The 21,032-nt window shown below is 49.2% G+C and carries 18 protein-coding genes and 1 tRNA gene; 10 read left to right on the top strand and 9 right to left on the bottom strand.

Annotated features, from left to right (window positions below; genetic code table 11):
* Positions 1 to 120: 120 nt before the first annotated feature.
* Complete coding sequence (gene mrdA / locus AB3R30_RS10015) at positions 121 to 1,932, top strand: penicillin-binding protein 2 (protein WP_458649035.1); 1,812 nt, start codon at positions 121 to 123, stop codon at positions 1,930 to 1,932.
* A 49-nt stretch (positions 1,933 to 1,981) separates the two neighbouring features.
* A complete protein-coding gene (gene trmFO, locus AB3R30_RS10010) occupies positions 1,982 to 3,349 on the top strand; it encodes an FADH(2)-oxidizing methylenetetrahydrofolate--tRNA-(uracil(54)-C(5))-methyltransferase TrmFO (protein WP_458649034.1) in 1,368 nt (455 codons plus the stop codon).
* A 48-nt stretch (positions 3,350 to 3,397) separates the two neighbouring features.
* Here the strand turns inward: trmFO and AB3R30_RS10005 are convergent, their stop codons facing one another.
* The 4 genes from AB3R30_RS10005 to aqpZ form a co-directional block, all read right to left on the bottom strand.
* Positions 3,398 to 3,607 (bottom strand): hypothetical protein, encoded by a 210-nt coding sequence (locus AB3R30_RS10005; RefSeq protein WP_458649033.1) that lies wholly within the window; start codon positions 3,605 to 3,607, stop codon positions 3,398 to 3,400.
* A 186-nt stretch (positions 3,608 to 3,793) separates the two neighbouring features.
* Complete coding sequence (locus tag AB3R30_RS10000) at positions 3,794 to 4,330, bottom strand: pentapeptide repeat-containing protein (RefSeq protein WP_458649032.1); 537 nt, start codon at positions 4,328 to 4,330, stop codon at positions 3,794 to 3,796.
* A complete protein-coding gene (galE, locus tag AB3R30_RS09995) occupies positions 4,287 to 5,288 on the bottom strand; it encodes a UDP-glucose 4-epimerase GalE (protein ID WP_458649031.1) in 1,002 nt (333 codons plus the stop codon). Before galE ends, AB3R30_RS10000 begins: the two co-directional genes overlap by 44 nt.
* A gap of 180 nt (positions 5,289 to 5,468) precedes the next feature.
* The gene (gene aqpZ / locus AB3R30_RS09990) at positions 5,469 to 6,245 is read right to left on the bottom strand and encodes an aquaporin Z (protein WP_458649030.1); all 777 of its coding nucleotides are present in this window, start codon (positions 6,243 to 6,245) and stop codon (positions 5,469 to 5,471) included.
* 396 nt (positions 6,246 to 6,641) lie between these two features.
* On the opposite strand from aqpZ, the gene AB3R30_RS09985 reads away from it, so the two are divergent.
* Positions 6,642 to 8,039, top strand: coding sequence for a mechanosensitive ion channel (locus AB3R30_RS09985; RefSeq protein WP_458649029.1), 1,398 nt, complete (start codon positions 6,642 to 6,644; stop codon positions 8,037 to 8,039).
* A 77-nt stretch (positions 8,040 to 8,116) separates the two neighbouring features.
* On the opposite strand, the gene mscL is transcribed toward AB3R30_RS09985, so the two are convergent.
* On the bottom strand, positions 8,117 to 8,518 hold the full coding sequence (mscL, locus tag AB3R30_RS09980; RefSeq protein ID WP_458649028.1) for a large conductance mechanosensitive channel protein MscL: 402 nt from the start codon (positions 8,516 to 8,518) through the stop codon (positions 8,117 to 8,119).
* 313 nt (positions 8,519 to 8,831) lie between these two features.
* On the opposite strand from mscL, the gene AB3R30_RS09975 reads away from it, so the two are divergent.
* The gene (locus AB3R30_RS09975; protein WP_458649027.1) at positions 8,832 to 9,557 is read left to right on the top strand and encodes an ATP-dependent Clp protease proteolytic subunit; all 726 of its coding nucleotides are present in this window, start codon (positions 8,832 to 8,834) and stop codon (positions 9,555 to 9,557) included.
* A gap of 72 nt (positions 9,558 to 9,629) precedes the next feature.
* Here the strand turns inward: AB3R30_RS09975 and rpiA are convergent, their stop codons facing one another.
* Complete coding sequence (gene rpiA / locus AB3R30_RS09970; protein WP_458649026.1) at positions 9,630 to 10,349, bottom strand: ribose-5-phosphate isomerase RpiA; 720 nt, start codon at positions 10,347 to 10,349, stop codon at positions 9,630 to 9,632.
* 69 nt (positions 10,350 to 10,418) lie between these two features.
* Between rpiA and AB3R30_RS09965 the strand changes: the two genes are divergently transcribed.
* The 3 genes from AB3R30_RS09965 to AB3R30_RS09955 all read left to right on the top strand — a co-directional run bounded on the left by AB3R30_RS09965 (position 10,419) and on the right by AB3R30_RS09955 (position 13,936).
* Entirely contained in the window at positions 10,419 to 11,516 is a 1,098-nt protein-coding gene (locus AB3R30_RS09965) for a tetratricopeptide repeat protein (RefSeq protein ID WP_458649025.1), read from the top strand.
* 8 nt (positions 11,517 to 11,524) lie between these two features.
* Positions 11,525 to 12,292 (top strand): MOSC domain-containing protein, encoded by a 768-nt coding sequence (locus AB3R30_RS09960; protein ID WP_458649024.1) that lies wholly within the window; start codon positions 11,525 to 11,527, stop codon positions 12,290 to 12,292.
* A 279-nt stretch (positions 12,293 to 12,571) separates the two neighbouring features.
* Entirely contained in the window at positions 12,572 to 13,936 is a 1,365-nt protein-coding gene (locus AB3R30_RS09955) for an NAD-dependent succinate-semialdehyde dehydrogenase (RefSeq protein ID WP_458649023.1), read from the top strand.
* A gap of 203 nt (positions 13,937 to 14,139) precedes the next feature.
* On the opposite strand, the gene AB3R30_RS09950 is transcribed toward AB3R30_RS09955, so the two are convergent.
* From AB3R30_RS09950 to AB3R30_RS09940, 3 genes are all read right to left on the bottom strand, one after another.
* Positions 14,140 to 14,346, bottom strand: coding sequence for a hypothetical protein (locus tag AB3R30_RS09950; RefSeq protein WP_458649022.1), 207 nt, complete (start codon positions 14,344 to 14,346; stop codon positions 14,140 to 14,142).
* 220 nt (positions 14,347 to 14,566) lie between these two features.
* Positions 14,567 to 16,675 (bottom strand): CHASE2 domain-containing protein, encoded by a 2,109-nt coding sequence (locus AB3R30_RS09945; RefSeq protein WP_458649021.1) that lies wholly within the window; start codon positions 16,673 to 16,675, stop codon positions 14,567 to 14,569.
* A 144-nt stretch (positions 16,676 to 16,819) separates the two neighbouring features.
* Positions 16,820 to 17,611 carry an LmeA family phospholipid-binding protein gene (locus AB3R30_RS09940; RefSeq protein ID WP_458649057.1) on the bottom strand — a complete coding sequence of 264 codons (792 nt, stop codon included), beginning with the start codon at positions 17,609 to 17,611 and terminating at the stop codon, positions 16,820 to 16,822.
* A 189-nt stretch (positions 17,612 to 17,800) separates the two neighbouring features.
* On the opposite strand from AB3R30_RS09940, the gene AB3R30_RS09935 reads away from it, so the two are divergent.
* The 3 genes from AB3R30_RS09935 to AB3R30_RS09925 all read left to right on the top strand — a co-directional run bounded on the left by AB3R30_RS09935 (position 17,801) and on the right by AB3R30_RS09925 (position 21,015).
* Positions 17,801 to 17,882 (top strand) — tRNA-Leu (locus AB3R30_RS09935).
* Between the two features lie 60 nt (positions 17,883 to 17,942).
* Positions 17,943 to 19,316, top strand: a complete 1,374-nt coding sequence (locus AB3R30_RS09930; protein ID WP_458649020.1) for a hypothetical protein — start codon at positions 17,943 to 17,945, stop codon at positions 19,314 to 19,316.
* Positions 19,297 to 21,015 (top strand): tetratricopeptide repeat protein, encoded by a 1,719-nt coding sequence (locus AB3R30_RS09925; protein WP_458649019.1) that lies wholly within the window; start codon positions 19,297 to 19,299, stop codon positions 21,013 to 21,015. Before AB3R30_RS09930 ends, AB3R30_RS09925 begins: the two co-directional genes overlap by 20 nt.
* Positions 21,016 to 21,032: the final 17 nt, after the last annotated feature.

Here is a 21,032-nt window from a genome sequence, read left to right as displayed (position 1 = left end):
AGCTTTCTGATTCTGAATTGATATTTGTGAGGTGCGAATGGCAATAACCTTTTGCGCTAAGGTTACGTTTACTCAGTGAGTCTCGTTGCTAAGTAAACAAGTTGTTACTGTTTCTGGTTCATGACGCTAACTCAATCGCCTTTCACGACTGCTACTCAATCTGAAACCCGCACGGTGGGACAGCGCTATCGCTCGATTTTTCTGATGGCGATCGCATCCTTGATCGTGTTGGGAGGGTTGGGAGGTCGCTTAGTCTATTTGCAGCTTTTGGACGGAGCGACTAATCGAAAATTGGCTGAAAACAATCGCATTCGGCTCATTCCTAAGCAACCTGAACGCGGCAAGGTTTTGGATCGCAAAGGTCGAATATTAGCGGGAAGCCGATTGTCGCATTCGGTCTTCTTGTGGCCCCTAGCTCGCAAGAAAGGAGAATGGGGCACCACGGTGAAGCGCCTCTCTCAAATTCTCAAAATCCCTGAAGAAGTGGTGCAAGCGCGGCTTGATCAGGCAGGCTATAACTCACCGTTTCTGGTGCGAATGGCGCGAGGCATTAGTCCGGCACAGGTGACAGCGCTCACAGAATATAGTGCTGAGCTAGAAGGGGTGCAGGTGGATGCAGAAGCGGTTCGTTATTACCCGAATGGAGATTTGGCAGCCCATGTATTGGGGTATACGGGCGAACTCAGCGATGAGGAACTGAAGCAGCGCAAAGAGGATGGCTATCGGTTGGGCGATGTGACGGGGCAAATGGGGATTGAGTTGGCATATGAGGGTGTGCTGCGGGGAGAGTGGGGCGGTCAGCAAGTGGAGGTGGATGGAGCGGGACAGGTAGTCCGAATTTTGGGGCAGAAAGCTACTAAGGCAGGGCAGGATGTGAGACTGACGCTGGATGTGGATTTGCAAAAGGTGGCGGAACAGGCGTTGGGCGATCGCAAGGGAGCAATCGTGGCGCTTGATCCTCGTAATGGTGCCATCCTAGCCATGGTCAGCCGTCCGGCATTTGATCCTAATTTGTTTTCAACCCGGATTTCCGATGCTCAATGGCAGCAGTTGCAAAGCGTGGATCATCCTTTTGTGAATCGGGCGTTGCAAGCCTTTCAGCCTGCGAGTACGTTTAAGATTGTGACCACGGCAGCAGGTTTGGAGTCGGGTAAATTTGCTCCAGATACCGTATTGCCCACCTATCCTTCCCTGACCATTGGCGGCATTGTATTTAACGATTGGAACCGGGCGGGGTTTGGTCCGTTAGATTTTCCAGGGGCGATCGCCCACAGCAGCGACACGTTTTTTTACCAGGTAGCGATGACCGTCGGCGGCGAAACCTTGATCGACTGGACGCGGCGCTTTGGATTTGGGCGCAAAACTGGAATTGAGCTAGGAGTTGAAGAGTCTGCTGGTTTGGTGCCCGATGATGCCTGGAAGCGCAAAGAATTGAAGGAAGGCTGGTTTTTGGGTGACAGCGTGAACATGTCGATCGGACAGGGATATCTGCTGACATCGCCGCTGCAAGTGGCTGTGATGTTTGCGGTGCCTGCCAATGGTGGTTTTTTAGTGAAGCCGCATTTATTAAAAGATAATGAAGAATCTAAAAACTGGCGTGAGCCTTTAAACATGCTGCCCAGCACCACTCAAAAAATTCAGAAAGGGTTGCGGGAAGTTGTGACCTATGGCACGGGTGGGGGAGTGGATGATCCAAGTTTGCCCGCTATTTCCGGCAAAAGCGGCACCTCTGAAGATATGGGCGATGGCTCGGATACCTGGTTTGGTGCCTATGCCCCTTCCGACACACCTGAAATTGTGGTGGTTGCCTTTGGCGAACGATCGGGAGGTGGTGGCGGCTCTGTGGGCGCACCGATCGTGCGGCAAGTGCTAAAAGCCTACTTTGATCTGAAGAAAAAAGGGGCTTCTGTGCCTAAAGTTGAAGCGAATTGAGGGAAGAGAATAGGGAACAGGGGAATAAAGTATAGAGGATGCAAGTACGGTGAAAGAATCCATTCATGTGATTGGCGGCGGATTGGCTGGAACAGAGGCAGCATGGCAAGTTGCCCGGGCGGGTGTGCCGGTGATTTTGCACGAAATGCGCCCGCAGCGGTTGAGTCCGGCGCATCACTCTGAGCATTTGGCAGAATTGGTGTGTAGTAATTCGTTTGGGGCACAGGCAAGCGATCGCGCCTCTGGGTTGTTGCATGAAGAACTGCGTCGCCTCGGCTCAATTGTGATTTCCACTGCCAATCGCCATTCTGTGCCTGCGGGTGGAGCTTTAGCCGTCGATCGCGCCGTCTTTAGCCAAACCCTAACCGAGACTTTAGCAAATCATCCGTTGATTGAACTGCGTCGGGGTGAAATTCATGCTATTCCTGCGGATGGAATTGTCGTGCTGACTACAGGACCCTTAACCAGTCCCGATTTGGCGGCTGATCTGCATCGCTTTACAGGCATGGACTACATGAGCTTTTTTGATGCCGCTAGTCCGATTGTGGTCGGTGAATCGATTAACTATGATCTTGCTTTTCTAGCCTCTCGCTACGATCGCGGCGACGCAGCCTATCTCAACTGCCCCATGCACCGGGAGCAATATCTCCACTTCTGGCAGGAACTTTGTCAGGCAGAACAAGCTGAATTAAAAGACTTTGAGCGAGAAACCGCCAAGTTTTTTGAAGCCTGCTTGCCCATTGAAGAAATGGCGCGACGAGGCGAAGATACGATGCGCTACGGTCCACTCAAACCGGTAGGCTTGTTTGATCCACGCTTGGGCGACTTTCGCGAACCCGAAAACAAGGCAAAGCGCCCCTATGCAGTGGTGCAACTGCGGCAAGAAGATAAAGCGGGTCAACTGTGGAATATGGTGGGCTTTCAAACGAACTTGCGCTGGGGCGAACAGAAGCGGGTATTTAAGCTAATTCCTGGCTTGGAAAATGCAGAATTTGTCCGCATGGGCGTCATGCACCGCAACACGTTTATCAATGCGCCGGAACTGCTGCACCCCACGCTGCAATTTAAGCAGCGCCCAACGTTACTCGCGGCAGGGCAGTTGGTGGGCACTGAAGGTTATACGGCAGCGGCGGCTGGCGGCTGGCTGGCTGGCACGAATGCGGCAAGACTAGCATTGGGGCAAAATCCCCTTGTGCTGCCGGGAACTACGATGATCGGAGCGCTGTTTGAATTTATTAGTTCAGCGTCGCCCAAACATTTTCAGCCGATGCCGCCAAACTTTGGCATTTTGCCTGCACTCCCCGATCGCGTTCGCAACAAACAAGAACGGTATGGGATGTATCGCGATCGCTCTTTTGCTGATCTAACCTACTGGAACCATCAGCGAGCCAATGAAGGGTTAGAAATAGCGATTTAATTCGGGCGATCAGGCGATCGCACTCAAATTTATAATTCAGCGTATTCTCTATTCTCGCTGGGCTGTAATGATCCAGCGTCGGTATTGCTGAGGATAGACGCAGCCCGTACTATAAACAATTTCTAGATTGCCGCCCGACACCATCCGCAGGCAACTTGGATGTTTGCCCAATTGCCAATAGGCGAAAGCAACGCCCCCCGCCAAAAGACTGATTCCACCCGCGATCGCGGCAGATTTAACTGAAAAATTCAATCGCATCAGTGCAGCTTCTCAAACTTAGCTTCATTTGTCAGTTACATAGCGAACGGTTTAGTACGGAGTTTGGAGTTTGAGTTCTGAGTTCGGAGTTTTGAGTTCGGAGTTCGGAGTTTTGAGTTTTGAGTTTTGAGTTCGGAGTTTGGGACTTGGAGATTTGAGATTACTCTTCCACACTCCGTACCTCTTCTATAATCCATTCGCGCCGTCCAAATCGGCTTGCAGTAAGTTGGCTCCGGTTAAATTAGCCGCGTCCAAATCGGCGAATCGTAGGCTCGTTTGTTTGAGGAATGCATTTTGAAGATTGGCTTGAGTCAAAATCGCACCACTCAGATCGGCGGCTTCTAGATTGGCAGCCGATAAATTTGCGGCGGTGAGGTTGGCAAGGCTAAGATCAGCGGATTGCAGGCTTACTTGAGTCAGGTTGGCTCCTTGCAAATTGGCTTCACTCAGATTAATCCGGTTGAGCTTCGCTTTTTGCAAGTTGGCATTTTGTAAGTTAGCTCCCGGCAAATGTACACCCTGCAAATCGCAGTGAGGACAATAACGGGTTACAAGCAGCCAAACTACGCGCACTTTAAGCGATTTCTGAAAGGATCGCACCATGCCAACGACACCGAATCCTAGTAACATTCCGACAACAACGAGCTTGGTGAGCTTGCGTTTATGCATTCGCCATTCGTCACTCGCCATTGCCATGTCGTTTTTGGTGCCAGTTCCAGGCATGAGCAATAATTTGGTTGAGGTCGGCGTATTTAGGATTCCAGCCTAAGATGCTGTGGGCGCGATCGCTGCTGCCAACTAGCGCCGGGGGATCACCAGGACGACGAGGACATTCGACTGCTTTAATCTCGCGATCGGTAATCTGACGGGCTGTTTCAATCACTTCTTTCACTGAAAAACCGTTACCATTGCCCAAGTTAAATACGGTTGTCTCGCCGCCTTTCAGCAAATACTCTAGACCCAGCACATGCGCCTCCGCCAAATCAGTGACGTGGATGTAATCACGAACACAGGTGCCATCGGGAGTTGGATAATCGGTGCCAAAAATAGAAATAGAATCTCGTTTGCCCAGAGCCGTCAGCAACACGAGCGGAATCAAATGGGTTTCAGGCACATGGTCTTCGCCTAATTTCCCTGCCGGATCAGCCCCTGCTGCGTTGAAATAGCGAAACCGAACTGATTTAAACTGATAGGCGCTATCAAAATCTTTTAGCACTTGCTCGATCATCAGTTTGCTAACCCCATAGGGGCTAATTGGATCTTGTGGATGATCTTCTGGAATGGGAACAGTTTTAGGAACGCCGTAGGTTGCACAAGTGGAAGAAAAGACAAACTTGTTGACGGAAGCCGCCATCATCGCTTCGAGCAGCGTCAGGGTGCCCACAAAGTTGTTGCGATAGTATTTTGCTGGATCCGTGACCGACTCTCCCACATAGGTGAAGGCGGCAAAGTGCATCACAGCAGCAATATCGCGAGTGGCAAAGAGGTTGTCTAGCAAGGGGCGATCGCAGGTATCCCCCACGACGAGTTCCACCTTCAATACATCTTTTGCAATATCTTGATGTCCATAGGCAAGATTATCTAGCACGACCACCCCATAGCCCGCCTGCTGTAACGCCAACACCGTATGGGAACCAATGTAACCTGCTCCACCCGTTACCAAGATCGTTGGTTGCGACATGATCTGTTTCTTCCTACTTTTACCCCTACCAGACTAGCCTTTCAGCGTTGGAATGCCAAAGCTCCAAAGCTGGATCTTTATGCTGATGAATTTAACGTAAAAAAGAAAGTAAAAAAGGAGCGATCGCTCCTTTTAAAGACATAAAAACCTTTCAACTCAGCATTATCAGTATTGAGATTACTAACGGATGCTAGCGACTTCATCTAGAGCATCAACTCGACGAGGATGCTCAAAGAAGTTGTAGTAAAGAAAACCAGCGGCGATCGCGCCCAAAATAGGAGCCAACCAGAACAACCAAACCTGGGATAAAGGCGTGCCACCCACAAACAAAGCCGGCGCTAAACTCCGAGCCGGATTCACGGAAGTATTAGTCACTGGAATGCTAATCAAGTGAATCAGAGTCAAAGCTAAACCAATTGCAGAACCCGCAAACCCAGCAGGAGCGCGGTGGTCGGTTGCACCCAAAATGACGATCAAGAAGATAAAGGTTAAAACGAACTCAGCCACGAAGCAAGCCAGCAAACTGAAGCCACCAGGAGAAAACGCCTCGTATCCGTTGGTGGCAAAAACCCCGGCTGCCGTTGCGTCAATCGCAAATCCTGGCTTGCCACTCGCAATCAGATAGAGAATACCTGCGCCCAAAATTCCACCCAGCACTTGAGCAATAATATAGGGCAGCAATTCGGAGCCAGGAAAGCGCTTGCCAGCCCACAGCCCAAACGATACGGCGGGATTAAAATGACCACCAGAGATATGACCTAACGCATAAGCACCCGTAAAAACGGTTAACCCAAAGGCAAGAGAAACGCCTAATAGCCCAATCCCTAAAGGAAAGGGAATTTGATCCGTCAGTTTCCCCCCTGTGAACGCTGCTGCAAGTACAGCACTTCCGCAGCCACCTAAGACTAGCCAGAAAGTTCCAATAAATTCTGCAAGGAGTTTTTTTGTTAAAGGCATAGTCGCGCATCCTTCCAAATAAAAGCAAATCGCTAGATGCAAAATTTGGTGATTTATGCTACCAATTCATCATTTAGCATTTGAATTTTAGCAAGAGTATATAAATTTATTAAATATTTTTGGTAAGTTTAAGTTTTTCTAAGATGAAGATGGGCGGCGATCACTGGCAATCTGGTCTATTTGATATATTGCAAGGCGATCGCGCTACTAGGTATCTGCTCAGTATTTATTCGTGCTGAGAAAAGCAAAGAAATTCTTGCGATTGCCGTATCATTGGCAATGACAACATGGCATAAGATAACGACAAAAATACTCAAAATTTGCTTTTTCTAGCAACCTAGAGCGATTTACGGCTTTTGTTGGCTGTTTGACGTTAGAAATTTTCAAAGGGGCACCATGATTCAATGTTCTTTGGGTACTGGGTACTCGATCGCCAGTGGTGCGATGAGGAGTTTTAATCTACTGCTGGGGCAAACGTCTACCACGGTAACTTCCACTTCATCGTCTCCTGATGCGTTCGAGAATGTAACGAGAGATTTGCCAGGATTGCTCTTAAATTTGGTGGGAGCGATCGCGATCTTCCTGATTGGTTGGGTAGTTGCCGCATTTTTAGCATCCCTAGTTCGGAAACTGCTTAACAAAACAGATTTAGATAACCGGATTACCAACCTGACCGCTGGTGAAAACAATGGACCTAGTATTGAGGGCATTGCTTCATCGGTTGTTTTCTGGATTGTGATGATCCTGGCGGTGGTTGGGGCATTAAGTGTCCTCAAACTCACCAGCGTTTCGGAACCTCTCAATAATTTCCTCAATCAAATTTTTGACTATCTTCCGCGCATTGGTGGGGCAGCAATTATTGCAGCGGTTGCTTGGCTAGTGGCAACGATTACCCGACTGGTGGCAATTCGGATTGCTCACTCCTTTGCCTTAGATGAGAAGCTCACCCATGCAACTGACCGTCCCACTGCGAGATCGGGGCAATTGCGACTCAGTGAAACCCTGGGCGATATTCTTTATTGGTTTGTTCTCCTATTTTTCCTGCCCGCTATTTTGAGCGTATTGGATCTTCGAGGACCATTGCAGCCCGTGCAAACCCTGCTCAGCCGATTTTTAGATGCGATCCCGCAAATTCTCACCGCACTCTTTATTCTGGCATTGGGCTATGTGGTGGGTCAATTTATCCAAAAACTAGTGACCAATCTGCTGACTAGTATTGGGTTTAACAATATTTTGGTCTGGTTGGGGTTGCCTTCCCAAGCGGCAGTCATTCCACCTCCACCCCCCATCAATCGCCCTTATAACGATGATCCTTTGCTGATTGAACCCGATGCTGGCAGAGGCGTTTCTACCCGCACTCCTTCTGAAATCGCTGGCATTGTGTCGCTGGTGGGCATTTTGCTGGTTGCGGCAGTGGCAGCGATCGACGTTTTAAACATTCCCGCATTGACCCTATTGGTCGGTGGACTGTTGGTGATTTTCGGGCAAATTTTGGTTGGCTTAGCGATTTTTGCAGTAGGTCTGTATTTTGCCAACCTTGCTTATAACTTGATTGCTAGCTCTGGAACGCCTCAATCTAAGATTTTGGGGCAAACAGCAAAAATTTCGATTTTGGTATTGGTGTCAGCCTTGGCACTGCGGCAAATTGGGATCGCACCCGACATCATCAACCTGGCGTTTGGCTTGTTACTCGGCGCGATTTCCGTCGCGATCGCGATCTCCTTTGGGCTAGGCGGACGCGATGTTGCTTCTGAACAACTGCGTGAATGGCTTGCTAGGTTTAAACGCCAGTAGAGGTCTAAATCTCAATATCTAATATCTAAAAAAGGCACCTGTTAAAGGGTGCCTTTTTTATAGTTGTGATGGTGTGCTTAAGGTTGGTTCATGGTGTCGGTTAGGCGATCGATCGCGGCTGTCAGACGTTCCTGAGATTCCAACATTGGGTCAGGTGGCGGCGTGGCGGCTTCCTGCTTCCGCATAAACTTTTCAAGCGCTCGAATAATCAAAAAGATCACAAAAGCAACGATCAAAAAATTGACGATCGCGATCGCTAATTCGCCTAACCCAAACGGGAGATCCTTAAGTTGATCAACATTTGCGGCTTCCAGTGCTGGTTTCAACGCCACAGACATCAGCCAAGTGACAAACGCATCTACAATTTTGCCAAAAGCACCTCCAACAATCACGGCAACAGCTAACTCAATCACATTGCCGCGCAAAATAAACTCTTGAAAGTCTCTCAAGAAACCTGTCGCGCTTGCTCGTCTAGCCATAGTCACTACTCCTTGTCTACTGCACTCTAAACAAACTTGTGGAACCACATGAGTGATTTGCTAACAGTATCAACTACTTTGATAAAAACGCTTGAAACAGTTTGAAACAGTTTTTGGCGTTGCTGAATCGATATGAAATTCGTAGGGGCAATCCCTTGTGGTTGCCCTCAGCTTTGCCAGGGTAGGCACAAGGCGCTACCCCTACAAACGAAAATCATACTTACATTCAGCAACGCTTTTATTTGCTGCACCACAAACTTGAAGTAATCTGTGTACGACCCGATTTTTTGTAGATAAGTTGACTGTAGATAATTTGACGACTAAAACAAGTTCTCAAACTTTTTTGTTGATCGCGGCTCTGTTCCTTGGCATCCTCGATCCGCTCAGTGCTGAAATTGCGTTTGGAAAAGATTTCACGCGATCGCAGCCCAAGCGGAACCAAACAGAAGTCCCGAAAACCGGACAGTCTAACGGCGATCGCAAAAATAGTAGCAACGTGGGTGAATGGCTATCTGGTGCAAGAATCATATTTATAACTGGGGAAATCAACGCTGAAATGGCGGAGAGTGTGATTGCTCAACTGCTTTATTTAGACTCGCAAGCACCCGAAAAAGACATTTACTTATACATCAATTCTGGCGGAGGTAGCATATCCGCAGGACTGGCAATGTATGACACAATGCGCTCTTTGCGCTCCAATGTGGTCACCGTCTCATTAGGAGAAGCGAGTTCGATGGCAAGTCTATTGTTGGCAGGTGGAACCAAAGGAAAGCGGCTAGCGTTGACCCACTCGCGTATGATGATTCATCAACCCTTGGGCGGAACGTGGGGGCAAGCCAGCGAGATTGCCATTGAAGCAAAAGAGATTTTGTATTTAAAAAGTCTCCTCAATCGGCTACTGGCTGAATCTACAGGGCAGTCGCTGAAAAAAATTGAAGAGGACACGGATCGCAATCTTTACCTGTCGGCTGAGCAAGCGAAAGCCTACGGACTGGTTGATAAAGTTGTTAATAAGCTGCCCTCAGCCTCTCAGCCTTAACGTTATGTCCATATGCTCATAAGAGAGGCTCATAAGAGATGCTCATAAGAGATGACGCGATCGCCCTCAAAACTAGCGTCTAATTTCACGCACAGCGGGCTGACCGTCAATCACTTCGCCCACCAGCACGAGGTCTACCATGTTGACGAACAAGCCATTTTCCAATACGCCAGGAATATTATTGAGGGTTTTCTCTAGCTCAACCGCATTGTCGATCCCATTGGCAAACTTCACATCCAGAATCAAATTGCCCTGATCGGTGACCACAGGACCCGATTTTTTTACGCCCATGCGAAGCGTCACTTTACCATTCAAACGCTCGATCGCTTTAGTGACTGGGTTCAGCGCCTTAGGAATCACTTCCACAGGCAGCAAAAAATTGAGATTTAGCTTATTCACCAGTTTGCCGCTGTCTACAATTACAATAAATTTTTTAGAAAAGGCTTCTACCAGCTTTTCTTGAGTATGGGCAGCGCCGCCACCTTTGATTAAATTAAGATCAGGATCGACTTCATCAGCGCCATCGATCGCAATATCAATGCCGTCAATCATATCCAGCGTTGTTAAAGGAATGCCGCATTCTCGCGCCAACACTTCCCCCTGAAATGAAGTGGTCACACCTTGAATGTCCGTCAGGTCGCCCGATTTGAGGCGATCGCCCAATGCCTGAATCATAAAGGCTGCCGTTGACCCAGTTCCCAGTCCTACAATAGAACCAGATTTCACCATTGCGGCGGCGGCGGCTCCAACTTGCTTTTTCATCAACGTTGCGGGGTCAAGTTCTGCACTCATGGGTTTTCCTGGGGTGGTTTAGAGATCTAGCTTCCATTCGTCAGTCTACTATTTTGGCGGCACCTTCTTATGAATCAACCGCACGATTTTCACACCGACTATCTAGCAGCCCTCAACCTGACACCAGCCGAACGCCGCCAGCAAATTGAGGATGCAGCCACACCCGCCGATATGAGAGCGATGCTGCTGTATCAAGAAGGGCGACAGTTAGCGTATGATCGGCAGTCTGAAGCGGCGATCGCCAGTTATACCCAGGCAATTCAAGCGAACCCTAACTATTCGCCAGCGCTTAAAGGGAAGGCAAGCGTGTTGAGCAAACTAGAACGCTATCACGAAGCATTTAAAGCTTACACTGCCGCTCTTGAGCGAGATCCCGATGATTATTCGCTGTGGCGCGATCGCGGCACCGTTTTGTTTCAATTGGGGCAACAAGCAGAAGGAATGGCAAGTCTGGAAAAGGCACTGGAACTCAACCCGAATGCATCGGACGTGTGGAGCCTCAAAGCCATGGAGCTAGCCCGATCGCACCAACGCACTGAAGCCCTAAAAAGCTGCGATCGCGCCATTGCCGCTAATCCCGAAGAGCATTCGGCTTGGCGACTGCGGGGTTTGCTATTCAACGAACAGAATCAGCTAAAAGACGCTTTAAGAAACTATGATAAAGCGCTGGAACTGAACCCCGATGATGCAGAACTATGGATCTGTCAAGCCAAAGCACTTAGCAAGTTACGCCGTGAAGCGGAAGCAGTGATTAGCTACGATCGCGCCTTAGATATAAAACCACGAGAGTTTGACCTGTGGTATGAGCGAGGGCTATCGCTACGGCGATTGGGGCAATGTGAGGACGCGATCGCCAGCTTTGATCAAGCCCTCTCGCTGAATCCCTACTGTTATGATGTTAGCCGCAGTCGTTTATACACGTTATTGACGACGGGCACATTAGTCAGTCATTTAATGGGGAACTGTAGCGTTGCCGAGCAAAAACGTCTATGGCATGATTTGAACCAAGCCCTAACGATTTTTTCTAAACGAAAACTTCCGGCGCTGGTGGTGATTGGTTTAGTTGTCCTGTTTAGCACCCACAGTCAAGCGATCGCCCTGTTAGCCGCCAGCATATTTGCAAGCATTGCTATGTGGGCTGACCTGATTCACGAAGCCGAAAAGTAGACAGCACTATGGTTCACCTTGCCAAGATTCTAATTTATCCGATTAAGTCGCTTGATAGCGTGGCGGTGACTGAGGCAACGGTGCTAGCCAGTGGTGCGCTGAAGGGCGATCGCGAATTTGCCATCATCGACTATCAAGGCAAGTTTGTGAATGGTAAGCGCATCTCGGCGATTCACAAACTCCGCGCCAGTTTTGATTTAGAGAATCGAATTGTTTCTCTGGAAGTTCAGGACACTGCACCAGTGAGCTTTCATCTAGACGGCGATCTCACTCCGCTAGAAAGTTGGCTAGGCGACTATTTCGGCTTTCCCGTTAAGCTGATTCAAAACTTAGAAATGGGCTTTCCCGACGACACCGAATCCCCCGCCCCAACCATTATCAGCACCGAAACCATCGAAACGGCGGCGGCATGGTTTCCTCTAAGCGTGGCAGAGATGCGATCGCGCCTTCGCACCACCCTAGAAATCGCCGCAGAACCCTTTTGGGAAGAGCAACTATTTAGCACCGCAGGAAATCTCGTTCCTTTCCACATTGGCTCAGTCCCATTCTTCGGCGTAAACCCCTGCCAGCGCTGCATTGTTCCCACCCGCGACTCCACTACCGGACACCCTTATCCCAACTTTCAAAAAATCTTTATAGAACACCGCAAAGCTACTTTTCCTACTTGGGTCGAAGCCTCTCGGTTTAACCACTACTACCGCCTAGCAATCAACACCCGCGCCCCCTCTTCTGCCGCCGGAAAGACAATCTACGTCGGCGATTTAATCACCCTGTAAGCAAAAAGCATCATTGAGAATGTTTGATAGAGCGAGAATGTCTAATAGAGCGAGATCGCCCAACGTCTATAAGCCTTGAACAAAGACTCTTTGGAAAGCTAGCGGTGAGCAGTAAATTCGACAAGAATGATGAAGTTTAGATAAACGGTGCGATCGCTCTTTTAGAGGCTATTTGCCATTTGCAGTGTGCTGTTTCTAATGAAATGTTTGGTTTTGGGAATCTGACTGGGCAGGTTTCTAGAATGAAAGCAGCGGTGATTGCGAAGCGAGGGAGGATCTATGGGAATTGCGACAGTCAACCCGGCGACTGGCGAAGTGGTGAAAACGTTTGAGGCGCTTTCAGATGCAGAGATTGACAGTAAGGTAGCGATCGCCCAAGCGGCATTTTTGCAGTATCGCCAGACGAGCTTTGAGCAGCGATCGCAGTGGCTTCAGGCGGCGGCGGCAATTTTAGAGGCTGAGAAAGATCGCTTGGGTGCGTTGATTACTCTGGAGATGGGCAAGACGTTAAAGTCCGCGATCGCAGAAGTGGAAAAGTGCGCGGTGGTCTGTCGATTTTATGCGGAACAGGGGGCGCAGTTTCTGGCAGATGAGGCGATCGCCAGTGATGCTAGCCATAGTTTTATTCGCTATCAGCCCTTAGGAATTATTCTTGCCGTCATGCCGTGGAATTTTCCCTTTTGGCAAGTGTTTCGGTTTGCGGCTCCGGCTTTGATGGCGGGGAATGTGGGGTTGCTAAAACATGCGTCTAATGTGCCTCAATGTGCGTTGGCGATCGCAGACGTGATTCGGCAGGCAGGGTTTCCCGACGGGGTGTTCCAAGCGTTGCTGATGGACTCCAGTAAAGTTGCGGCGCTGATGGCAGACGATCGCATCAAGGCTGCCACGTTAACAGGCAGTGAACCTGCGGGGGCAAGTTTAGCGATCGCGGCTGGAAAAAACATCAAAAAAGTAGTGTTGGAACTGGGCGGCAGTGATCCGTTTATCGTGCTGCCGAGTGCAGATTTGCAGGCTGCTGCTGCTACTGCCGTCACCTCGCGCATGTTGAACTGTGGGCAAACCTGCATTTCTGCAAAGCGGTTCATCGTGGCAAATTCGATTGCGGATGAGTTTGAGAAATTGCTAATTGCTGAATACGAGCAGCTAAAAGTGGGTGATCCGATGCTGCCGGAAACCGATTTAGGTCCGCTGTCCACGTCCAACATTTTGGAAGATATCGATCGCCAAGTGCAGGCGATCGTTCAGCAAGGCGCACGAATTTTGATGGGCGGCACCCGACTCGATCGCCCCGGCAACTACTACCAGCCAACACTAATCACTGATATTGCAGATGATAATTCTCTAGGGCGAGAAGAATTCTTTGGTCCCGTGGGGCTGCTGTTTCGCGTGGCAGATATCAATCAAGCGATCGCCTTAGCAAACAATACCCCTTTTGGCTTAGGCTCCAGTGCTTGGACAAATGACCCCGCCGAGCAGGAGCAGTTAATCGACGACATTGAGGCGGGATGCGTATTTATTAACGGTATGGTGAAATCTGACCCCCGCTTACCCTTTGGCGGCACCAAGCGATCGGGCTTTGGTCGCGAGTTGGGCGTTCACGGGATTCATGAATTTGTGAACATTAAAACGATTTGGGTGAAATGATTCCTTTAGCGGCGTTGCTTTGGGCAATTCCAACATAGACTGATCATCCCCAAGCTGAACATGTCCCCGTCTGACTTCATGCGGAATGCGATCGATCTCCCGTTTCTCTTCCTCTTCAATCAAAGCACTGTACCGTGTTGCCGCTTGGAAAAGACACTAGTTGACAACCGCATTACAACAGTCAGTCCCACTTCTAAGGAGTTCTAATCAATTGAAATCGATTGAGGTCCGCTTTTGCCGTTGTGAGTCACTGTGGAAGAAAAAGAAGCACTACCTTGCTTATCGAGCCAGCTTTTGATCGGCTCATCAGCCAGATTCAGCCGCAGTAGCCCAGAGAATAAGCCGCCCATGAAGGCAACGGGCTGTTGAGTCAGTTCTTTGAAGATAGGGGCAAGTTCGTCGAAAAACATAGCAAGGCTCCTTTGCTGAAATCAAAACAAGAAACTGATGACTTGGGTACAAACAGTCTCTTTGGCGATTGTAGCGCTGGTTAGAGGCGAACTGATACAGTTTTGAGTTTTGAGTCCTGGAATAACCGCGTGTAAAGGTCTTCAGAAAATTATCACTTTCCAATTTCAAATTGATATGAGACTACTTTGGATTTCAAATTGGTGCCTTTCTCGCCAATCATCACTCGCCAATCGTCATGCGATAAGCGGCAATTCCACCGCCTGCTAGGATAATTGCCAAAATGGGCGGAACCATTGGAATCCAGCCTTGATGACTAAAGGCACTGATTCCAATGATCACCACGATCGCAATCAGTCCAGTTTCCCCGATTAGCACCCAAATAGGACGACGCGCCACAAACCAAGCGATCGCGCCAGCCAAAACTGCCCAGCCTCCAACCCATACCAATTCAAGCTCATTAGACCCATACCAAATTAACGGTTTCCCATCTAGTCCGGCACTCAAAAACTGGCTAACCATTTGAGTGTGGATCAATACTCCTGGTAACCGCGAATTTTCTTTTTCCGTCAAGCTAAACGGCGTGAGAAATAAATCTTTGGCATTGGCGGCGGTGGTGCCAATTAGCACAATTCGGTCTTTAATCTGTTCTGGCGGCACTTGCCCATTCAATACTTGGCTGAGACTTACCTGCTGAGCAACAGTTCGTCCGCGATAGTTCAGCATCACCTGATAGCCTTGATCATCGAGATCCTGATAGCCTCCTGCGGTTTTGCTCAGCGGCGGAAATGCAACGGTTCCTAGTTGGGCAACTGTGCGATCGCTAGGGCTGGGCTGCAACTGAATTCCTTCTTTTGCGAGGTATAGTCCTGCTAGCCTTAACGCAAAGGAATGATAGGTGGTGGTGTCCAAATCGGCAAACATGAGATTCCGCCGCACAACGCTATCGGCATCTAGCACCACATCATTAAACCCAACGCGATCGCTAGGAACACCTGGTGGCGCAGGGGTGATGGGCGTTCCAAGATTGGTAATTGTAATAATGTTGGGCGCTTTCAAGGCAGTCAGCAGTTGCGATCGCCCTGGTGCTTGGGGAATATCTCGAAAAATATCCAGTCCAATCGCTCGTGGTTGATGGCGCTGAAGTTGGGCGAGGGTTGCGGCGATCGTCTCATCAGACAGGGGAAACCGTTTTTGGGCTTGAATGTCGGCTTCAGTAATGCCCACCACCAGCAAACGCGGATCGGGAGCAGGCTCCGGTCGGTTTCGGATTTTCCAGTCATAGGCAGCAATTTCCATGGGTTGTAACCAGCCCAAGTTTCTGGCTCCCATGACGATGCCGATCGCCACCAGGCTGACCGCGCCAATGACAAAAGCCGCGACTGCTCGATGCTGGGGTTTTACTGCAACATTCTCCACCTCAGAAGATGGGGACACCGCTGTTTTCAGCATAGCCATCTGCTCTAGGGGCACCAGTGTTTCATCGCTGCCCAACGTGGGCGCATCCACCAGCGCGGTCTGATCTAGTGCTTGCAATACCTCTCCTGCTGACTGAAAACGTTGATTGAAGTGATACCGCACCATTTGGCTCAGAATCCGGGCAAGCCAAGGAGTCACCATGGCGCGATCGCGCCAAATCACTTCTCCTGTGGTTGGGTGCGTGGGCAATTGGGATGGGTGCAGCCCAGTGAGCGCTTGAATCGCCGTAATCCCCAACGCATAAATATCACTGTTGTATCGAGGTTTGCCAGCCAGTTGCTCACTGGGGCCATAGCCCTGAGTAGCAATACCCACCGTTAGATTAGTCTGCCCCGTTTCTTGGAGCAGTTGCGTTTGGATTTCTTTAACCGCGCCAAAGTCGATCAACACGATCCGGCGATCGTATTGTCGCCGCATGAGATTACTGGGTTTGATGTCACGATGAACAATGTTGTGCTGGTGAACAAATTCTAAAATCTCCAGCACATCTCGCAGTAGCACCACGACTTCTGTTTCTGACAACTGCTTCAAATCTGCCAGTTCGTCGCTGAGCGGTCGCCCTTCAACATAGTCCTGCACTAAATAAAACTGGTTGTCTTCTTCAAAGTCATGCAGCAAAGCAGGAATGCGATCGTGTCCGCCGAGTTTTCTCAGAATTTCTACTTCATTAAAAAATAGACGACGGGCAATCTCCAAAAACACTGGATCTTGGCTAACAGGCTGAAGCTGCTTGATCACACATTTAGGCAAACTCACCTGTTGAGTATCTTCAGCGACATAGGTGCGCCCAAAACCACCGCTTCCCAGCACATGCAGCAATCGATAACGATGATTCAGCAGCGTTTCCGACATGATCTAAGCAAACAGAAAATTAATCAGCATCTTTATCTCTGATCATGCTTTCCCAACAAAATCAACAAGATTTACAGATCATGCCTATATTTTCCCGGATCTCTCACTTTCCAGGGAAAAGATAAATAACGCGATCGCCCCTAATTAACTTATTTTACTCGCTTTCGGAAACCGCTCAATTTGAGCATAGCCACTAAAAATAAGCTGCTTACCCTTCGTTTCCAGGCGATTGATCCGCATCATCACCCCATCCAAGTCAAAGCGGTCTAAATCCACCATGCCATTGAGGATTTCGGCAAACGCTTTTGTTAAAACCTCAGAAACCCCCCGCAGTTCTTCCGGCACGACTTCTGGCTCAAACTGAGGATTTTGAAATAGCAGCTTGCGGCGGCGTTCCACATCTAGAGTGGCGCTGAGACTAATCGGCACGGTTCCATTCGGCAACGCAGCTTTGGCAAAAATCATCAGCCGATTGTCTGGCAAAAGCTGAACGTTCACATCAGTAAACGAAACAGGTTCACCGCCAGACAATTGTATTAACTCAGGATTAGTTAGGTTTTCCTGGTGCTTTCTCACTAACTCTGCGGTAAAAGCATGGTTAATTCCGGCTTCAGTGAGCGTTACCTGGGCAACGGCTTGGGTTGGCTGACGCAGCCGAATATTGCCTGATAAAACAGAACTAAAATCGATGGAGACGGCATCGGTTTCAAACGACATCTCTTCAACTTGAAAATCTCGCCGAATTACGACGTTCCGTCCCTCCATCCGAAAATTGTCGATGCTTCCCTGAAGCAGCTTGCTAGAAGGATGACAACGAATGACTACCTCAACTGATTCACTTTCAGTAAACAGGTGTCGAATCGATTGGCTGGCAACTGTGTTAAGCATTCGCTCTCCAAAGTCACCGCCCGAATTTGCAGTGAAGCCGCCAAACATACCTGTCACTTTTTCAGATACAGTTCATCTCATTGTGTAACAAACTATGAAGAACTGGCAACTTTATCAAAATTAAATTCTTGATAGGAGCGATTGAAATCTTTTATTTGACTTTGAGCCTTCGAGTTTGCTGTTAAATTTTGGTTTTTCATCAACGCCTTGATTTGCTACAATAGCTAAACGAGATACGCGGGTGTGGCGGAATTGGTAGACGCGCTAGATTTAGGTTCTAGTTTTTCACGAAGTGAAGGTTCAAGTCCTTTCACCCGCATTTCACTATTGATATAGCTAAAGTACAATACAGGGGCATTTTTGTAGGTGAAGCGCAATCATGTCCAGTTTTGAGGTACTCCAACAGCGACTTGAAGAGTTTCGGGAAGCAGGGCGAAATCTTCAGCTAGAGCCGTTGGTGACGCGCAAGGCTCTAGCACGGTTTGGGGTGGAGTATCAAACGGAACTGGTGGATGAACTGGAGCAAGCCGTTGAAGATTGCTCTGGGCAAGATAACAAGCTGATTTTTACCGGGCATCGGGGCTGTGGTAAATCGACTTTGCTGGCAGAGTTGGGCTTTCGGCTAACGGGAACAGGGAAATATTTTGTCGTGAATTTCTCCATCGCCGACACGATCGAAGAATCAGCGGTGGATCACGTCAACATTTTGTTTTCGATCGCGGTGCAACTGTTGGATGCATCAGAACGGCGGGATGTGAAGCTGAAGCCCGGTCTGAAGCAGGATCTCTATCGCTGGCTGGGCAAGCATACCCAAACAGAATCTAAAACGGTGGAATCGGCGATCGAGACCAGTGGTGAAGCCAGCCTCAAGGGAGGGATTCCTGTCATTCTGGAATTTTTGGCAAAGGTGAAATCTAGCCTTAAACTCAACTCGGTGATTCGGAAAGAAATCAGCATCGAATTTGCCCGGAAGATTTCTGACCTGATTGCCCGAATTAACGAAATTCAAACCTACATCGAAAATGCCACTGGGCAAACGGTTTTGGTGATCATTGATGACTTAGACAAACTGGATTTGGGCGTAACGGAAACAGTCTTTAGCAAAAATATTAAGACGCTGTTGGCTCCCACGCTTCAGATTGTGTACACCATTCCAATTTCAACCCTACGAGAAGCGGCGATTAAGAGCATTGTCACGGCGAACATCAAGAAGATTCATACGATGCCCGTGGCGAAGTTTTTTAGTAAAGCCACAGTGCGCCAGCCCGATCGCGTCCCTGATGCCGCCATGATGAGCGTGTTTGGCGAGATTTTAGATCGGCGTTTACCGAAACATCTAATCGATCCAGCCATTTTGCCCCAGATCATTCTCAAAAGCGGCGGCGTGCTGCGAGAACTAATTCGGATTGTGGATCTCTGCTGCGATCGCGCCCTACAACAAATCCGTCGCCAGATTCGCCAACAGCAGTTTGACCAGCCAACCGTCGCGATCGATCAACCCATCTTGGACTCTGTGCTAACGGATTTGCAGATTAGTTACTCCGAGTCGATTGGACAAAACGACTTTGACCTGCTGATCGGGATTTATCGCGAGTTCAAGCCCAAAGATCTGGAAAGTCAGCGGTTTTTAGATTTGCTGCATGGCTTGTATGTCTTGGAATATCGCAATCGCGTGCATTGGTATGACCTCAACCCAATCGTCAAAGATTTGCTAGTGGAAGAGGGGGTGCTGGATGGTGCCGCAACGGGATGACCCCCAAACCGACAACGAAGAAACTTACGACCAACTGATTTCCCTGATTGAAAACTCCCAGGGACGACTCGCGCCGATTATTGTCTCCTGTGACGACAGTGCGCTGCGACAGCGGATCATCATGCGCTACGAAACCGAGACACGGCAGGCACAGATTCGCCCCTACCGGATTGTATTGGGGCAAGAACCGAGTATGAGAGCCGAGTTGGAGGCGCTGAAGCAACAGGAGAAACATTTGCAGCAGGATGGAGCGGCAGTGTTTACGGTGACGGGAGCCGAGTTGCTGTTGCGAATGACAATTGATCCTCAGGACGAACAGAGCGAGTTAGACAAGTTTTTTGGCTACCTGCAATGGACACGGGAAGGCTTGCGAGAGTTTCGCTATCCGATTGTTCTGTGGGTGACGCAGCGAATTTTGCGGGAAATGAGCCGTCGGGCACCGGATTTTTGGAGTTGGCGCAAGGCAGTCTTGCGGTTTGTGGATGAATCGCCGCAGCTAACTCAGTTTCCCATCACGATTAACCCATCCTCGCAACCAATCCAGGATCAACCCAAAGCCGAAAATTTGCCGCCCCTGGCAGAATTGCAGGCTGAAATTGCCACCCTCACCGCCAAAAATCCAGACGCACCCGGACTGGCAACCCTGTATGAGCGACTGGGACAGGTTTACGCCCAACGCATTAGCCAAGGCATTGCCCAAAACCTGGAGCAAGAACGAGAGCAAACCATCAACGCTTTCCAGCAAGCTATCAGCCGCTATTATCACCAGAACAACCGATCGTCCGAGATGAGCGCACTTACACAATTGGGGCTTTTCCTTCAGTTTCAATCCCTTGATCCAGAGACGATCTCGTGTCACGAAAAATCGCTGGAGGTAGCACGAGAGATTGGCGATCGTCAAGGTGAAGCCGCTGCTCTCGGCAATTTAGGAAGTACTTATCTCATGCTAGGAGAATACCTACAAGGAATCGATTACCTTCGGCAGGCTTTAGAAATCCAACGGGAAATCGGCAATCGCAATGACGAGGGAGGAAGCCTTTGTAATCTGGCTAATGCTTATAGCAAACTGGGGCAATACCCACGGGCAATTGAATTTTATCAACAGGCTTTGGAAGTGCAACGGGAAGTGGGAAATCGCAATTTTGAGTCCAATTCTCTTGGAGGTTTGGGCAATGTTTATGACTCGCTAGGGCAATACCAGCAAGCGATTGACTTCGCTCAGCAAGCCTTAGAAATTACACGTGAGCTTGGAGATCGTCAGGGTGAAGCCAACTGGCTTATGAATTTGGGCAATGCTTACCGCAACCTGGGGCAATACCAGCGGGCGGTCTACTTCTCCCAGCAGTCCTTAAAAATTAGGCGCGAGATTGGCGATCTCCACGGTGAAGCTCTTTCTCTATTTAACATGGCGAGGGCGCTTGCCAAACTGGGGCAATCTTGGAAAGCGCTTCAGCATTTCCAGCAAGCCAAACAGATTTACCAATCTCTGGGGCTGAAACATGAAGTAGAAAATTGTACGACTGAGATTTATCAACTCAACCAAATTATTCCGGTGCAGCAGCCTAATCCTGCGCCCCAAATTAATGATCAACCCTCCGTCCCGCGTCCATCTGTCAGTAAACGCCGTCAAAAAATCCTCTGGTTTTGGGTTTTGGCAGGTGTGGCGATCGCCTTTTTAATATGGTGGGTACTTCACTAGCTGCGTCAACACTCTTT

It is taken from the genome of Sivoneniella epilithica UHCC 1019, from assembly GCF_040830845.1.
Lineage (GTDB): Bacteria > Cyanobacteriota > Cyanobacteriia > Leptolyngbyales > Leptolyngbyaceae > ULC077BIN1.
The sequence above is the reverse complement of the archived record's forward strand: the minus strand, read 5'-3'. Positions and strand labels throughout refer to the sequence as shown.

What these genes read in the sequence shown, in the direction of transcription:
- mrdA (WP_458649035.1), top strand. Translation starts at nt 121, where the DNA reads ATGACGCTAACTCAATCGCCTTTCACGACTGCTACTCAATCTGAAACC.
- AB3R30_RS10005 (WP_458649033.1), bottom strand. Translation starts at nt 3,607, where the DNA reads ATGCGATTGAATTTTTCAGTTAAATCTGCCGCGATCGCGGGTGGAATC.
- AB3R30_RS10000 (WP_458649032.1), bottom strand. Translation starts at nt 4,330, where the DNA reads ATGCCTGGAACTGGCACCAAAAACGACATGGCAATGGCGAGTGACGAA.
- galE (WP_458649031.1), bottom strand. Translation starts at nt 5,288, where the DNA reads ATGTCGCAACCAACGATCTTGGTAACGGGTGGAGCAGGTTACATTGGT.
- aqpZ (WP_458649030.1), bottom strand. Translation starts at nt 6,245, where the DNA reads ATGCCTTTAACAAAAAAACTCCTTGCAGAATTTATTGGAACTTTCTGG.
- AB3R30_RS09985 (WP_458649029.1), top strand. Translation starts at nt 6,642, where the DNA reads ATGATTCAATGTTCTTTGGGTACTGGGTACTCGATCGCCAGTGGTGCG.
- mscL (WP_458649028.1), bottom strand. Translation starts at nt 8,518, where the DNA reads ATGGCTAGACGAGCAAGCGCGACAGGTTTCTTGAGAGACTTTCAAGAG.
- rpiA (WP_458649026.1), bottom strand. Translation starts at nt 10,349, where the DNA reads ATGAGTGCAGAACTTGACCCCGCAACGTTGATGAAAAAGCAAGTTGGA.
- AB3R30_RS09965 (WP_458649025.1), top strand. Translation starts at nt 10,419, where the DNA reads ATGAATCAACCGCACGATTTTCACACCGACTATCTAGCAGCCCTCAAC.
- AB3R30_RS09960 (WP_458649024.1), top strand. Translation starts at nt 11,525, where the DNA reads ATGGTTCACCTTGCCAAGATTCTAATTTATCCGATTAAGTCGCTTGAT.
- AB3R30_RS09955 (WP_458649023.1), top strand. Translation starts at nt 12,572, where the DNA reads ATGGGAATTGCGACAGTCAACCCGGCGACTGGCGAAGTGGTGAAAACG.
- AB3R30_RS09950 (WP_458649022.1), bottom strand. Translation starts at nt 14,346, where the DNA reads ATGTTTTTCGACGAACTTGCCCCTATCTTCAAAGAACTGACTCAACAG.
- AB3R30_RS09945 (WP_458649021.1), bottom strand. Translation starts at nt 16,675, where the DNA reads ATGTCGGAAACGCTGCTGAATCATCGTTATCGATTGCTGCATGTGCTG.
- AB3R30_RS09940 (WP_458649057.1), bottom strand. Translation starts at nt 17,611, where the DNA reads ATGTTTGGCGGCTTCACTGCAAATTCGGGCGGTGACTTTGGAGAGCGA.
- AB3R30_RS09930 (WP_458649020.1), top strand. Translation starts at nt 17,943, where the DNA reads ATGTCCAGTTTTGAGGTACTCCAACAGCGACTTGAAGAGTTTCGGGAA.
- AB3R30_RS09925 (WP_458649019.1), top strand. Translation starts at nt 19,297, where the DNA reads ATGGTGCCGCAACGGGATGACCCCCAAACCGACAACGAAGAAACTTAC.